The organism is Arthrobacter sp. T2-23 (genome assembly GCF_055398325.1).
Window position 1 is genome coordinate 174,737 of sequence record NZ_AP027917.1, and the last position, 15,017, is coordinate 189,753.

Sequence of the window (15,017 nt, forward strand, 5' to 3'; positions counted from 1 at the left end):
CGTCGCCCCGGAGGCCGTTCAAAGGCGCTAAAGTGGTTACATGCGCGCGATCCTTCTGCTTAGCTAGCCGCCCGGCATCCCGGATTCATCTCGGATTGCCGAGCGGCAGCCCCTCCATGTCGAGGGGCTTTTGTGTGTCTGGGGGTTCCCCGGAACCGGCGGCAGGAGAGCCGCGGAGGATTAGCTGCCGGGGGTGGGCGACCGCCCCCGGCAGGGCGGAAGCTTGACAGGACCAGGGCTTGGGATTCACAAGCCTGAAGAGACAGAAGAGGCCAGCAGTGAGCGTTCAGCCGGAGACAGAGACCGGAACAGCAGCAGCCGCAGCGAACGAAGGCCCCGAGGAGGGCGCCTACAGCTTCGCCGCCATGGAGGCCAAGTGGCCGCAGGTTTGGGAGGACCTCAAGGTCTTCACGCCCCTGGATGACGGCTCCAAGGAACGCCGCTACGTGTTGGACATGTTCCCTTACCCGTCGGGTGACCTGCACATGGGCCATGCCGAGGCTTTCGCGATGGGCGACGTCGTCGCCCGTTACCTGCGCCAGCAGGGCTACGATGTGCTGCACCCGATCGGCTGGGACTCCTTTGGCCTGCCCGCGGAGAACGCCGCGATCAAGCGCAACGCGCACCCCAGCGAGTGGACCTACGCCAACATCGACACCCAGGCGGCCTCTTTCAAGCGCTACGCCATCTCCGCCGACTGGTCCCGCCGGCTGCACACCTCGGACCCCGAGTACTACCGCTGGACGCAGTGGCTCTTCAAGCGCTTCTACGAGCGCGGCCTGGCCTACCGCAAGGACTCGCCGGTCAACTGGTGCCCGAAGGACCAGACCGTGCTGGCCAACGAACAGGTGGTCAACGGCGCCTGTGAGCGCTGCGGAACCGCCGTCACGAAGAAGTCCCTGAACCAGTGGTATTTCAAGATCACCGACTACGCCGACCGGCTGCTGGATGACATGGACGAACTGCGCGGGCACTGGCCCGAGCGCGTCTTGGCGATGCAGAAGAACTGGATCGGCCGCTCCGAGGGTGCGCACGTCACCTTCGTTGTCGAGGCCGACGGCGGCAAGCCCGCCAAGGACGTCACCGTCTTCACCACCCGCCCCGATACCCTGTACGGTGCCACGTTCTTCGTGGTCGCCGCGGACGCGCCGCTCGCCGTCGAACTGGTCACCGACGAACACGCCGGTGCGCTGGACGGCTACCGCGAACAGGTCAAGGCGCTGTCGGAGATCGAACGCCAGTCCACCGAGCGGGAAAAGACCGGCGTCTTCACTGGCCGGTATGCCATTAACCCGCTCAACGGCGAGAAGCTGCCCGTCTGGGCCGCCGACTACGTCCTGGCCGACTACGGCACCGGCGCCATCATGGCCGTCCCGGCCCACGATCAGCGCGACCTGGACTTCGCCAAGACCTTCGACCTGCCGGTCCGGGCGGTCCTGGACACCGGTGAGGAGGACCCCGCGGTCTCCGGCACGGCTACGGCCGGCGAGGGAACCCTGATCAACTCCGGCGCGCTGGACGGACTGCCCAAGTCCGAAGCCATCCCGGCTGCCATAGCGATCCTGGAGCAGCAGGGCACGGGCGAGAAATTCGTGAACTTCCGCCTGCGGGACTGGCTGCTGAGCCGGCAGCGCTTCTGGGGCACGCCGATCCCGATCATCCACTGCCCGGCGTGCGGGGAGGTGCCCGTCCCGGACGAGCAGCTGCCGGTCACCCTGCCGGAGAACCTGCGCGGCGAGGACCTGTCTCCGAAGGGCACGTCCCCGCTGGCCGCCGCCGAGGCCTGGGTCAATGTGGAGTGCCCCAGCTGCCATGGCCCGGCCAAGCGCGACACGGACACCATGGACACCTTCGTGGACTCGTCCTGGTACTTCCTGCGCTTTGTCTCGCCGCAGTACACCGAGGGCCCGTTCGATCCGGCCAAGATCAATGACTGGATGCCCGTGGGCCAGTACGTCGGCGGGGTCGAGCACGCCATCCTGCACCTGCTGTACGCACGTTTCTTCACCAAGGTCATCCACGACCTGGGCCTGATCGAAGCGGACGAACCGTTCCGTGCGCTGCTGAACCAGGGCCAGGTGCTCAACGGCGGCAAGGCCATGAGCAAGTCCCTCGGCAACGGCGTGGACCTGGGCGAGCAGCTGGACAAGTTCGGCGTCGACGCCGTGCGCCTGACCATGATCTTCGCCTCCCCGCCGGAGGACGACGTCGACTGGGCGGACGTCTCGCCGTCGGGCTCCGCGAAGTTCCTGGCCCGCGCCTGGCGCCTGGGCCAGGACGTCACGAGCGAACCCGGCGTCGACTTCGCCACCGGGGACCGTGCGCTGCGCACCGTTACCCACCGCACCATCGCGGACGCCGAGGCCCTGCTGGAGCACAACAAGTTCAACGTGGTCGTGGCCAAGCTGATGGAGCTGGTCAACGCGACCCGCAAGACCATTGATGCGGCAGGCGGCGCCGGCGGTGCGGACCCAGCCGTGCGCGAGGCCGTGGAAGCCGTCGCGGTCATCCTGAGCCTGTTCGCCCCCTACACGGCCGAGGACCTGTGGAACGTGCTGGGGCACCCGGCGTCGGTCGCCAACGCGGGCTGGCCCACGCACGATGAAGCCCTGCTGGTGCAGGACACGGTGACCGCCGTCGTCCAGGTCCAGGGCAAGGTGCGCGACCGCTTGGAGGTGTCCCCGGGCATCTCCGAGGACGAACTGCGCGAACTGGCGCTGGCCTCGGAGAACGTCCGGCGCGCACTGGACGGCCGGGGAATACGCACCGTCATTGTGCGGGCGCCTAAACTGGTCAACATCGTCCCGGCCTAGCCGGACAGGGCCACTCTCGACCCGGCCGCCGGCAGAAGCCGGCGGCCGGACCATTTTCCAGGAGGTGCATCGTGCCGGACCGTGAGCCCCCGGGCTGGCCGTGGCTGCGCGAGCGCCTCGTCCGGCTCCGCCAGGCCACCCGGCCCGGTGCCGCCGAAACGGTGCCCGCACCCGCGGCGCGCACCGCGGTGGTCACCGACTCCGCGGCCGCCCTGCCGGCGGACTGGGTGCGTGACTTCACCGCCGACGGCCGCCTCGCGGTGGTTCCGATGCCCGTCATGGTGGGCGCAGAGATCTACGGCGAGGGCGAGGACGACATCGCGGAAACCATCGCCGTCGCCCTGGCCAGCGGGGTCCCGGTCCGGACCTCCCGGCCCTCGCCAGGCCAGTTCGAACAGGCCTACCTCGCCGCGGCGGCGCGGGGCTTCGAATCGGTGGTCTCAATCCACATCTCCGGTGAGCTCTCCGGCACGGCCGACTCCGCCAGGCTCGCCGCGGGCCGAGTGGGGATCCCGGTGCATGTCCTCGATTCCCGCACCGTCGGGATGGCGCAGGGCATGGGTGTGCAGAGTGCCGTCGTCGCCGCCGCCGACGGCCGGAGCGCGGAGGAGGTCAAGGCCTTTGCCGAAGAACGGCTGGCCAGGACCAAGGTCTACTTCTACGTCCCCAGCCTTGAACAACTGCGCCGCGGCGGCCGGATTGGCGCGGCCGCCTCGCTATGGGGCACCATGTTCGCGATCAAACCGATCCTCGCGGTCGACGGCGGCAAGGTCGTGCCGCTGGAAAAAGTCCGCTCCGCCGCCCGGGCCATCGCCCGGCTCGAGGAGATCGCCGCAGCCGATGCGTTGTCCCGGCCGGACGGGGAAGCCCGGATTGCGGTGCACCACTTCGGCAACCCGGCCGAGGCGGAGCAGGTTGCGGCCCGGCTGGCACTTCTGCTTCCGGATTGCCCGCCGGCGCAGATCAGTTCACTGCCTGCCGTGCTGGCCGCCCACGCGGGCCTCGGTGTGCTGGCCGTGATCGTGGGGGAGAGCAGCACCCCGCTTCCCGGGGCTGGCCCGACTCCCGGGGCGGGCGGCACTGCCGGCGGTTCCCGGACGCTTTCCACATAGCCGTTCCGGCTTCTGCCGCGGGAGCGGCGCCGTCCCTAGGCTGGGCATCATGTCGCGCCGATATAGGGGAGCCGAACCCCGCAGCGCAGTCCACCCGGCGACGGGCGCCGCCCGGCACCGCTGGGCCGCCAGCCTGGGCACGTCCGGGCGGGATGCGCTGATTGATGCTGCGCCGGCCGCGGCCGAGGCTGCCCTCGCCGACGGCGCGGCTGTGGGGATCCCGGCCGCACGATTCAGATGGCGCACCGGCCGTCGTGCCGCGGCGCTGCTTGCCGTGATGTCGGTCCTGCTGGGCGGCTGGTTCTGGTGGCAGGCGGCCGACGGCGCACCCCGGGTCCAGCCCCTGGGCGAACCGGCCGGGTCGGGCGCCGCGGAGGGTGCGGGGCCAGGCGGCTCAGCCGTCGGTGGGGCGCGGCCCGGCGGGCGGGATGCCGCCGGGGCGCCGCCCGTAGCGTCCTCAGGGGCAGCGGCCGGCGGCACGATCGTCGTCCACGTCGCCGGAGCCGTGGCGAGTCCCGGCGTCGTCGAGCTTCCGGCCGGCAGCCGGCTCCACGAAGCCGTCAAGGCCGCCGGCGGAAGCACCGGAACGGCGGACCTGGACCGGCTCAACCTCGCTGCCATCCTTGACGACGGCCAAAGGATCCTCGTCCCGGAGCGCGGAAGCGCGGACGCGGCCAGCCCCGACGCCGGAGCCGACGGCTTGGGTAGTCCCGGCGGCGCCGGACCCCCGGCCCCGAAGGTCAACCTGAACACCGCCGGCGTCGAAGAGCTGGCGACGTTGCCTCGCGTCGGACCGGTCCTGGCCCAGCGGATTGTGGACTGGCGCAAGCAGCACGGCAAGTTCCGGACCGTACAGGAGCTCGATGCCGTAGAAGGGGTCGGCCCGAAGCTGCTGGAGGCCCTGGTGCCGTTGGTGCGGGTCTGACGTGGCCGCAGAACAGCAAACGCGCCGCTGGCAGTCCCTCCGTGACGCGGCCGCCGGAACCATGCTCCGGGCCGCTGCCCCGGGAACCCCGGCCGCGGACGTTACGGCTCCGTCGGCCGCAGCCGCGGAGGCCGCGGCGCGCGGTCCAGGCGCCCGTGCGGCTGGATCGGTGCGGGCCGGCCTGTCCGGGCTGGATCACCGTGTCCGGGAGGCGCGGCGGGTCCGGAGCGCTCGGATCGCCGCGCCGGAGCTTCGGCGCCGCACCGACCTGCGGCTCGTTCCCGCTGCGCTGCTGGCCTGGGCGACGGCCCTCGCTGCCAGCATGCTCGAACCGCAAGCGATTGCAGGCCTGTGCGCCGGGCTGGCGGCGACTGCCCTGGGGCTGCTGGCGCCATCGTTCCGGCGCCGGACGCCTGCTGCCCGGAGCCTGCGTGCCACCGCCGCCGCGGCACTGCTGATCGCTTGCGCGGCCGGGGCCCACGCGGCGGTGGCCTCGGTGCAGCGGCATGAGGGCGCGGTGGCAGAGGCAGTCTCCGCTGGTGCCTCCGTGGTGGCAGAGCTCGATGTGGCAGGGGTGCCCAGGCGGCTCGCCGTGCCGGGCCGTTCGGGGGCGCCGGCACGCTGGGCGGTCCCGGCCACGGCCCTCGCCCTGATCTATGACGGCCGTCGTGTGGAGGCCCGGGCGGGGCTGCTGGTGCTGGGCGGAGACGACTGGGGGCGGGCCGAGCCGGGGCAGCGGTTCCGGACGACGGGCGTCCTCAAGGCGGCCGGGGCGGGCCAATCGGAGGCCGGAATCCTGGCCGCGTCGTCGGCCCCGGTCGCAATGCCGGCACAGGACGGCTGGGGGCGCACCCCGGCCGCCGTGCGAAGCGGCTTCAGCGCCGCGGCCGCCGGATTGCCGGGCGACGCACGTGGCCTCCTGCCCGGTATGGTCACCGGTGACACGGTGGCGCTGGACCCGCAGCTTGCCGCCGCCATGAAGACTGTCGGGATGACGCACCTGACGGCCGTTAGCGGCGCCAATTGCAGCCTGGTTCTGGGCGTCCTGCTGCTGGCGGCGCGCACCCTGAGGCTGCCCCGGCCGGTGGCTGCCGCTGCCGCATTGACCGGTCTTGGGTTCTTTACCCTGATGGTCGGGCCGGATGCCAGCGTACTGCGGGCCGCCCTGATGGGGGCGATCGGCCTCTCGGCCCTGGTTTTCGGCCGGGCCGGACGCGGTTTGAGCCTGCTGTGTGTTGCCTCGACGATACTCCTGCTCGCGGATCCGGCACTGGCAACCGACTTCGGCTTCGTACTTTCCGTCCTGGCCACCCTCGGCATCGTTGTGGCCGGCAGGGCGATGATGGGGTGGCTTCCCGGGGTCGTGCCCCGCTGGGCCGCCGCCGGCCTTGCCGTCCCGTTGTCCGCGCAGCTCTTCTGCGGCCCAGTGATCGTGCTGCTCCAGGCGCAGTTCTCCAGCTACGCACTGCCCGCGAACCTGGCGGCTGCCGTCCTGGTGGCACCCGTGACCCTCGTCGGCACGGCCGCCGTCCCGCTCGTCCTCCTTGCCCCTGCGCTTGCGGCAATACCCATCACCGTTGCCGGTACGTTTGCGGCCGGAGTGGCGGGCATCGCCCGGTACTTCGCGGCCCTCCCGGGCGCGGCGTTGCCCTGGCCGGAGGGCGCCTTCGGCGCGGCCACCATGGTGCTGCTTTCCGGGCTGTCCCTGGCGGGCATGTGGCTCGTGACCCACCCGGCGGCTGTGGTGCACCTGGCCGTGGCAGCACACGGACGGACCATCCTTCTCCTCGAAGGAATCCTCGACCGGGAGGAGCATCCAAACCCTCTGACGCTCCCGCGGAACGGGCCCGGCCGCCGCGGCTTGGTGGAGCGTCTCCGCCGTGGGAGGCTTAGATTCTGCAAACCAACTTCCCGGAGGATTCACGAGTGGCTGCTGCCCAGACCCAACGCACCCGGACCTCGGCGGCCAACACCGCCACCTGGCGCGATGTGACGCCGGCACCGGTGGTGCTGGTCGGCGGCCCCGAAGACTATCTGGGTTCCCGCGCCATGGACCGGATCCGCTCCCAGGTCCGGGCGGCCGCCCCCGACGTCGAAGTCACCCGGCTCAACGCCGGCAGCTACGAGCCCGGCGCCCTCGCCATGAACGTCAGTCCGTCCCTCTTCGGCGAACAGAAGCTGATCGAGGTGGAGGGCCTGGAAGCAATGAATGACGCCTTCCTTGCCGACGCCCTGAAATACCTGGCCCAACCCGAACCCGACGCCGTGCTGGTGCTGCGCCACGGCGGGGGAGTGCGGGGCAAGAAACTCCTCGACGCGATCAAGGCCGGCGGCTGGCCGGTGGTTGACTGCCAGCCGCTGAAGAAGGACGCGGACAAGGCCGCTTTTGTCACGACCGAGTTCAAGGCGGCCTCCCGCCGGATCGAGCAGGACGCCGTGCACGCCCTGGTCAACGCCGTGGGTGCGCAGCTGGCCGAACTGGCGGCCGCGTGCAGCCAACTGATCGCCGACGCCACCACGGCCGTGGATGCGGAAATGGTGGACCGCTACTACGGCGGCCGGGTGGAAGCCACGGCCTTCAAGGTCGCCGACGCAGCCATGGCCGGCAACGCACCGCTGGCGCTCTCAACCCTCCGGCACGCCCTCGATACCGGGGCGGATCCGGTACCGATCGTGGCGGCGCTTGCGTCGAAGCTGCGCTCCCTGGCCAAGGTCGCGGGAGCACAGGGGTCGTCCTCGCAGATCGCCAAACAGCTGGGCATGCAGCCCTGGCTGGTGGAACAGGCCCAGCGTGACGTCAGGCGCTGGACGCCCGAAGGCCTCGTCCGGTCCATCCAGGTCACCGCCGAGGCGGACGCGCAGGTCAAGGGGCTGTCCCGGGACCCGGTCTACGCCGTCGAGCACGCGGTCACCGTGATTGCAGGCTCGGTCCGCCGCTGACGTCTGACGCCGCCGCCCGACGTCGGGCGGTGGGCGGGCGGCGGTGGGCATCGGCGACAGGATCCCCGATGTTCCCGGGCCAGGAGACGAGCGCCTGCTTTAACTGGCTGTGGCCGGCACCCAGGGGGTGCCGGCCACAATCGTCAGTTCAATTGAACTGGAAAACCTTAGAGTGCGTTGACCTTCTTGGAGATCGCGGACTTGCGGTTTGCAGCGTTGTTCTTGTGAAGAACACCCTTGCTGACAGCCTTGTCGAGCTTCCGGCTGGCAGTAACCAGTGCAGCAGCAGCGGCATCCTTGTCGGTGGACTCAACGGCGGTGTTGACGGCGCGGATGGCCGTCTTCAGCTCGGACTTGACTGCGTTGTTGCGCAGGCGAGCCTTTTCGTTGGTCAGGATGCGCTTCTTCTGGGACTTGATATTAGCCACGTGTGAACTCTCTTTTTCAATGCGGAAAATGGTCTAGAGGGCTTTCAGATTGGCCATTGACTGAGCGGCGTGGGGATACCTATGGCGACCAACCATCTGTGGCCGTCGACCTGCACGGACACACAGCTGTCAATAATAGCAGAGACGCGCGGCTGGTGGCGATTTCCGACGGCTACCGCGGGTCGCGGGGGAGTCCCGTTGCCAGCGGACTCCCGGGCCGAGCCGGTCAGGACCAGCCGTGCCTGCTACGCAGGGCCGAGGAGATGGCCCGGAACCGTCCGGCGTCGAGGATGGCCCCCTCCCGGCGCACGTCTACGGGGTTGATCTGCAGGATGCGGTCCAGCCGCGCTTCGCTGGGACGCCACTGCCGGTCCCAGGGGCCGGTGCCGATGTCGACGTAGTCGTCGGCGCGGCGGTCGTCGCCGTCGTGGTCCTTGCTGGTGAGCATCAGACCGAGCAGGAAGCGGCCATTGCTCCCCACGAGCAGCACCGGGCGGTCCTTGCCCTTGCCGTGATCCTCTTCGAAGGGGACCCAGGTCCAGACGATCTCGCCGGGCTCGGGCCGGCCGTTGGCGGCCGGGCTGTACTGCACCTTGGCCTTGCCCCGGAAATCACCCGGGTACGTTCCGGTGAGGCCGCCAGTGAGGCCGGCGGAGGGGCCTGCTGTCCGCCGCTCGGACGTTTTGCCGGTCTTGCCGCCGGGACGCCGCGTTTCGGACGGTGCGCCGCCCAGCCGGTCGAGGAAACGCAGGGCACCGCGGACGGCGTTGCTGAGGGATCTGAGATTCAGGGCCATGGGGAAACCCTACCGGCCGCCGTGCGCCCGCCCCGACTGATGCAGGGCCACGCGCCGGGACGTGGGAGACTATAAGGAACGAGAAATGCGGCGTGCCGCAGCGCGGTGGAACAAGCAACATCGAACACCGGCTGCGTTCGTCCGTGGAACAGCCAGCCAGTACAGCTCCCAGGTATTGCCAACAGTAAGGACCCCTGCGTGTCTCCCATGGCCCGCACCGCCCCGGTGCCTGCCGCAACAGATCCGGCCCTCATCCGGAACTTCTGCATCATTGCGCATATTGACCACGGCAAGTCCACGCTGGCCGACCGGATGCTCCAGTACACCGGCATCGTGCAGTCACGCGACATGAAGGCCCAGTACCTGGACCGGATGGACATCGAGCGCGAACGCGGCATCACCATCAAGTCCCAGGCCGTCCGGATGCCGTGGGAACTCGACGGCACCAGCTACGCGCTGAACATGATCGACACCCCCGGCCACGTCGACTTCACCTACGAGGTGTCCCGGTCCCTGGCCGCCTGCGAAGGCGCCGTGCTGCTGGTGGACGCTGCCCAGGGCATCGAGGCCCAGACCCTCGCCAACCTCTACCTGGCGATGGAAAACAACCTCACCATTATCCCGGTCCTGAACAAGATCGACCTGCCGGCCGCGCAGCCGGAGAAGTACGCCGAAGAACTGGCCAGCCTGATCGGCGGCGACCCGGACGAGGTGCTCCGTGTTTCCGGGAAGACCGGCGCCGGCGTCGAAGTCCTGCTGGACAAGATCGTCCGTGACCTCCCCGCGCCGGTCGGCGATCCGAATGCCCCGGCCCGTGCCATGATCTTCGACTCGGTCTACGACACCTACCGCGGCGTCGTCACCTACGTCCGCGTGGTCGACGGCATGCTGCACCCGCGCGAACGCATCCAGATGATGTCCACCCGCGCCACCCATGAACTTCTGGAAATCGGCGTCAGCTCCCCGGAGCCTACCCCGTCCAAGGGCCTGGGCGTCGGCGAGGTCGGCTACCTGATCACCGGTGTGAAGGACGTCCGCCAGTCCAAGGTCGGCGACACCGTCACCAACCTGGCCAAGCCGGCCAGCGACTCACTCCCCGGCTACGCCGACGCCAAGCCGATGGTCTTTTCCGGGCTGTACCCGCTGGACGGGACGGACTACCCGGTGCTGCGCGATGCGCTGGAGAAGCTGATGCTCAACGACGCCGCCCTGGTCTACGAGCCGGAAACTTCGGCCGCGCTGGGCTTCGGCTTCCGCGTCGGCTTCCTGGGCCTGCTGCACCTGGAGATCACCCGCGAGCGGCTCGAACGTGAGTACAAGCTGGACCTCATCTCCACCGCCCCGAACGTGGAGTACGAGGTGACGCTGGAGGACAAGAAGGTCGTCCACGTCACCAACCCCAGCGAGTACCCCACCGGCAAGGTCGCCGAGGTCCGCGAGCCGATGGTGGCAGCGACCATCCTGGCCCCCAACGAATTCGTCGGCGCCATCATGGAGCTGTGCCAGAGCCGCCGCGGCGTGATGGGCGGCATGGACTACCTCTCCGAGGACCGGGTGGAAATCCGGTATCGCCTGCCGCTGGCCGAAATCGTCTTCGACTTCTTCGACATCCTCAAATCCAAGACCCGCGGCTATGGTTCGCTCGACTGGAAGGCCGACGGCGACCAGGTGGCCGACCTGGTCAAGGTGGACATCATGCTCCAGGGCGAACAGGTGGACGCCTTCAGCGCCATCACCCACCGCGACAAGGCCTACGCCTACGGTGTGATGATGACCGGCAAGCTGCGCGAACTCATCCCGCGCCAGCAGTTCGAGGTGCCGATCCAGGCCGCGATCGGATCCCGGATCATTGCCCGCGAAAGCATCCGGGCGATCCGCAAGGACGTCCTGGCCAAGTGCTACGGCGGTGACATCACCCGAAAGCGCAAATTGCTGGAAAAGCAGAAGGAAGGCAAGAAGCGCATGAAGATGGTGGGCCGCGTCGAGGTCCCGCAGGAGGCGTTCATCGCCGCCCTGACCACGGAAGAGTCCAAGGACAAGGCCAAGAAGTAGCCATGCCAAGCGCGCTTCCCCTCGGTGACCCCGCGCCGGCGGACGGGCTCCTGCCCGGCCAGGCGCTGGAGGGCGCCGCGGACCGGGCCTTCGGGCTCTATGTGCACATTCCGTTCTGCGCCGTGCGCTGTGGCTACTGCGACTTCAACACCTATACCGCCACGGAGCTCGGCGGCGGCGCCTCGCAGGACGCCTACGCCGGCACCGCCGTGGCCGAAATCGGTTTTGCCGGCGGCGTCCTGAAGGCGTCCGGCCTGCCGGATCGCCGGCTCAGCACGGTGTTCTTCGGCGGCGGTACGCCGACGCTCCTGCCGGCCGGAGACCTGGCCCGCATCCTCGCCGCCGCGATCGAGACCTGGGGCCTGGAAGCCGGCGCCGAGGTCACCACCGAAGCCAACCCGGACTCGGTCACCCCCGAGTCCCTGCAGCTGCTCGCCGACGCCGGCTTCACCCGCGTCTCGTTCGGCATGCAGTCCGCCGTGCCACACGTCCTGAAGGTGCTGGACCGCACCCACACACCCAGCCGCGTGCCCCAGGTGGTGCAGTGGGCCCGTCAGGCCGGCCTCGCGGTCAGCCTGGACCTGATCTACGGCACCCCGGGTGAATCACTGGAGGACTGGCGGTTCTCGCTGGAGACGGCCCTGTCCTACGGTCCGGACCACATCAGCGCCTATGCGCTGATCGTTGAGGACGGCACCAAACTCGCCGCCCAGATCCGCCGCGGCGAGGTCCCGGGGATCGACGACGACGACCATGCCGCCAAGTACGAGCTTGCCGACGAACTAATTTCCGCTGCCGGCCTGGGCTGGTATGAGGTCAGCAACTGGGCGCGCACTCCCGGGCAGGCCTGCCGGCACAACCTGGCCTACTGGCGCGGGGACGACTGGTGGGGCGTCGGGCCCGGCGCGCATTCGCATGTAGGCGGGGTGCGTTGGTGGAACGTCAAGCATCCCACCGCCTATGCCGCACGTCTGGGATCAGGGGTGTCGCCCGCCGCCGGCCGGGAAACCCTGGATTCGGAGACCCGCAACGTCGAGCGCGTCATGCTCGAGGCGCGGCTGGTTACGGGTTTGGAGATCCCGGGCCTGGGCGGGCTGGGGGATACCGGGCGGCACGCCGTGGCCGGGCTGATTGCCGACGGGCTGGTGGACCCGGTCCAAGCCTTCAAGGGACGCCTGGTGCTCACGCTCAAGGGGCGCCTGCTGGCCGACGCGGTGGTCCGCAGGATCCTGCCTGACTAGGTCGACGTTTTCCCGGGCCTGAAGTGGACGTTCGCGCTACTTGATCCAGCGGAGGTTGTACTCGTAACGGTGGGGCTGGCCGCGGTTGACGTGGATGCCGGCGGCAACGGAGAAGCAGGCGAGGGCAAGCCAGATGGCCGTGGCCAGCACGGCGAACAGGTTGCCGACCACGGGGACGAAGACCAGGAGATTGGCGAGCATCGCGGCAATCGTGGGCGGCAGCGTGAAGTTGAGGGCTTCCTTGGACTCCTGCGCCGTGAACGGGCCGCGGTCCTTGAAGATCAGGTAGATCAGCAGCGAAGGGATGCAGCCCAGAATGCCGCCAAAGTGCGCCAGGGTGGCCCACTGCCGGTCCTCGCTCGCGGTCAGCGGGAGGGCATTAGCGGGCACGCCGTGGTACTGCGACTCGCCATGGCCGGCCTGGTGGTCCGTGTGTTCGCGTGCATCTTCTGCCACGTTTCGTCCTTTGGATTGCGGTGGAGCATTAGTACTTGTACGGGCGGCGACCGCAACAAACACAGCGGGCGCCGCTCCAAGAATACTTGCTCGGGCCGCGAACTGAAGCACGGCGAGGCGGCTACGGCACCGTGAGGAAGTCGATGACCTCCTCCACCCGGCCCAGCAGCGACGGTTCCAGGTCCGCGTAGCTGCGGACCGCGCCGAGGAGTTTCTGCCAGCCCAGGCCGATGTCCTCCTTGGTGCTGTGCGGCCAGCCGAAGGCCGTCAGGATCCCGGTCTTCCAGTCCACCCCCCGCGGAATCACCGGCCAGCGCTCAATTCCCAGCACGGCCGGGCGGATGGCCTGCCACACGTCCACGTAGGGGTGCCCCACGATCAGCACGTTGCCGGCGGCACCGGGGGAGGCCATGACGGCGTCGGCGATCCGGGACTCCTTGGAATCCGGCACAAGGTGGTCCACCAACACACCAAGACGGCGGCCCGGGCCCGGCCCGAACTCCTTCACGGCCGCCGCGAGGTCGTCGATGCCATGCAGCGGCTCGACGACGATGCCCTCGACCCGCAGGTCATCACCCCAGACCTTCTCCACGAGTTCGGCATCGTGCTTGCCTTCCACCCAGATCCGGCTCGCCTTGGCGACCTGGGCGCGCTGGCCGGCCACCCGGACCGAACCCGAGGCCGTGCGGGCCCCGGCCCCGGCGCCCGCGGCGGCGGCCCGAGGGGCGGGCGGCATCAGCCGGATGGGCTGGCCTTCCAGCAGGAAGCCGAAGCCGAGCCGGAAGGAGCGGGACTTGCCGCGCCGGTCTTCGAGGGCCACCACGTGCATGCCGCCGGACTTCTCCACCCGGGTCACGGCGCCGACCCAGCCGGACTGCACATCCTCCAGCACCATGCCGCGTTCCACCGGTATTTCCGGCAGCTGGGCCTTGGCAGGGGCGGACAGATCCTGCGGGCCCCAATTCTGGTACGTCATCTGCTACACACTGCTTTGCACTCGGAAGTTTCGGGGGAGGGAACGGTCCCGCGGCCTGCGGTGTGCCCGGAAACACCTCTTCCGGCGGTCACGCCCGCAGCGAATCCAATGCTAACAACGGCGCGACTCATATTAGACTGGTTAGCACTTAGGCATGTCGAGTGCTAACAGCGGGTTTCCCGGGCGCGTCCCGCACCGCCCGCCGGCACCGGCTCAGCGGAAAACGGTTGATTGGAGGTGGGGCGTGAGCGAGCCACGCAAACTTGAAGTGCTGCGCGCCATCGTGGAGGACTACGTCCATTCCCGGGAACCGGTGGGGTCCAAGGCCCTCGTGGAGCGGCACCATCTTGGGGTCTCCAGCGCCACGATCCGCAATGACATGGCGGCCCTGGAAGACGAGGGCCTGATCACGGCGCCGCACACCAGCGCCGGGCGGATCCCCACCGACAAGGGCTACCGCCTGTTCGTGGACCAGATTTCCGCCGTCAAACCGCTGTCGCTGGCGGAGCGGCGCGCCATCCAAGCCCTGCTCGAGGGCTCCGACGACCTCGACGACGTGCTGGACCGGACGGTGCGGCTGCTCTCGCAGCTGACCAACCAGGTCGCCGTCGTGCAGTATCCCCTGTTGAGCAGGGCGAGGGTCCGGCACGTCGAATTCGTGCTGCTCGCACCGCGCAAGGTGCTGACCGTGCTGATCGCGGACACCGGCAAGGTGGAACAGCGGGTGATCGACGTCGGACAGAACCTCGGCGACGATGCCCTCGCGGAACTGCGCACCCTGTTCCTGGCCCGGCTTTCGGGGACCCCGTTGAGCCTGCTGCCGCAGTCGCTGCAGTCCGTCGCGGACAGCTGTCCGCCGGCCCGGCGCGGCGCCGCGCAGGCCCTCGCCCGGGGGCTCGAGTCGCTGGCGGCGAGCAGCCGGGAGGAACGGATGGTCATGGCCGGGACGGCCAACCTGGCCCGGTCCAACGTGGACTTCCCGCTCAGCATCGGCCCGGTGCTCGAGGCGCTCGAAGAGCAGGTGGTGATGCTGCGCCTGCTCAGCGACATGGCGCAGGACCCCCGCGGCGTCACCGTCAGCATCGGCCGGGAGAACCCCTACGACGGTCTTTCCGAAGCCTCGGTGGTGGCCACCGGCTACGGCCCGGATGCCACCGCCAAGGTCGGCGTGCTCGGACCCACCCGGATGGACTATCCCACCACCATGGCCGCCGTCCGTGCGGTGGCCCGTTACCTTTCGAGGATCCTCGGGCCCTGACAGCCCGGTCCCGCTACCAG

Annotated in this window: 12 protein-coding genes; 8 read left to right on the top strand and 4 right to left on the bottom strand. The window is 69.4% G+C overall.

Going from position 1 to position 15,017, the window contains the following annotated elements:
* Nucleotides 1-278 precede the first annotated feature (278 nt).
* From leuS to holA, 5 genes are all read left to right on the top strand, one after another.
* Nucleotides 279-2,813 carry a leucine--tRNA ligase gene (gene leuS / locus ACZ5Z0_RS00830; RefSeq protein ID WP_464109471.1) on the top strand — a complete coding sequence of 845 codons (2,535 nt, stop codon included), beginning with the start codon at nt 279-281 and terminating at the stop codon, nt 2,811-2,813.
* 71 nt (nt 2,814-2,884) lie between these two features.
* Entirely contained in the window at nt 2,885-3,925 is a 1,041-nt protein-coding gene (locus ACZ5Z0_RS00835; RefSeq protein WP_464109472.1) for a DegV family protein, read from the top strand.
* Between the two features lie 49 nt (nt 3,926-3,974).
* Nucleotides 3,975-4,850: a helix-hairpin-helix domain-containing protein gene (locus tag ACZ5Z0_RS00840; protein WP_464109473.1), complete on the top strand. Its 876-nt coding sequence runs from the start codon at nt 3,975-3,977 to the stop codon at nt 4,848-4,850.
* 1 nt (nt 4,851) lies between these two features.
* Nucleotides 4,852-6,843 (top strand): ComEC/Rec2 family competence protein, encoded by a 1,992-nt coding sequence (locus ACZ5Z0_RS00845; RefSeq protein ID WP_464109474.1) that lies wholly within the window; start codon nt 4,852-4,854, stop codon nt 6,841-6,843.
* Nucleotides 6,777-7,790: a DNA polymerase III subunit delta gene (gene holA / locus ACZ5Z0_RS00850; RefSeq protein ID WP_464109475.1), complete on the top strand. Its 1,014-nt coding sequence runs from the start codon at nt 6,777-6,779 to the stop codon at nt 7,788-7,790. Before ACZ5Z0_RS00845 ends, holA begins: the two co-directional genes overlap by 67 nt.
* 167 nt (nt 7,791-7,957) lie before the next feature.
* Here holA and rpsT read toward each other — a convergent pair whose 3' ends face one another.
* Nucleotides 7,958-8,218, bottom strand: coding sequence for a 30S ribosomal protein S20 (rpsT, locus tag ACZ5Z0_RS00855; protein ID WP_056739236.1), 261 nt, complete (start codon nt 8,216-8,218; stop codon nt 7,958-7,960).
* 226 nt (nt 8,219-8,444) lie between these two features.
* Nucleotides 8,445-9,014 (bottom strand): type II toxin-antitoxin system PemK/MazF family toxin, encoded by a 570-nt coding sequence (locus ACZ5Z0_RS00860; protein ID WP_464109476.1) that lies wholly within the window; start codon nt 9,012-9,014, stop codon nt 8,445-8,447.
* A 198-nt stretch (nt 9,015-9,212) separates the two neighbouring features.
* Between ACZ5Z0_RS00860 and lepA the strand changes: the two genes are divergently transcribed.
* Nucleotides 9,213-11,066, top strand: coding sequence for a translation elongation factor 4 (gene lepA, locus ACZ5Z0_RS00865; RefSeq protein WP_464109477.1), 1,854 nt, complete (start codon nt 9,213-9,215; stop codon nt 11,064-11,066).
* 2 nt (nt 11,067-11,068) lie between these two features.
* On the top strand, nt 11,069-12,307 hold the full coding sequence (gene hemW, locus ACZ5Z0_RS00870; RefSeq protein ID WP_464109478.1) for a radical SAM family heme chaperone HemW: 1,239 nt from the start codon (nt 11,069-11,071) through the stop codon (nt 12,305-12,307).
* Between the two features lie 36 nt (nt 12,308-12,343).
* On the opposite strand, the gene ACZ5Z0_RS00875 is transcribed toward hemW, so the two are convergent.
* Complete coding sequence (locus ACZ5Z0_RS00875; protein ID WP_464109479.1) at nt 12,344-12,763, bottom strand: DUF4870 domain-containing protein; 420 nt, start codon at nt 12,761-12,763, stop codon at nt 12,344-12,346.
* 121 nt (nt 12,764-12,884) lie between these two features.
* Nucleotides 12,885-13,739, bottom strand: coding sequence for a DUF3097 domain-containing protein (locus tag ACZ5Z0_RS00880; protein WP_464109480.1), 855 nt, complete (start codon nt 13,737-13,739; stop codon nt 12,885-12,887).
* A 244-nt stretch (nt 13,740-13,983) separates the two neighbouring features.
* Here ACZ5Z0_RS00880 and hrcA point away from each other — a divergent pair, with 244 nt between their 5' ends.
* Nucleotides 13,984-14,997: a heat-inducible transcriptional repressor HrcA gene (hrcA, locus tag ACZ5Z0_RS00885; protein WP_464109481.1), complete on the top strand. Its 1,014-nt coding sequence runs from the start codon at nt 13,984-13,986 to the stop codon at nt 14,995-14,997.
* Nucleotides 14,998-15,017 lie beyond the last annotated feature (20 nt).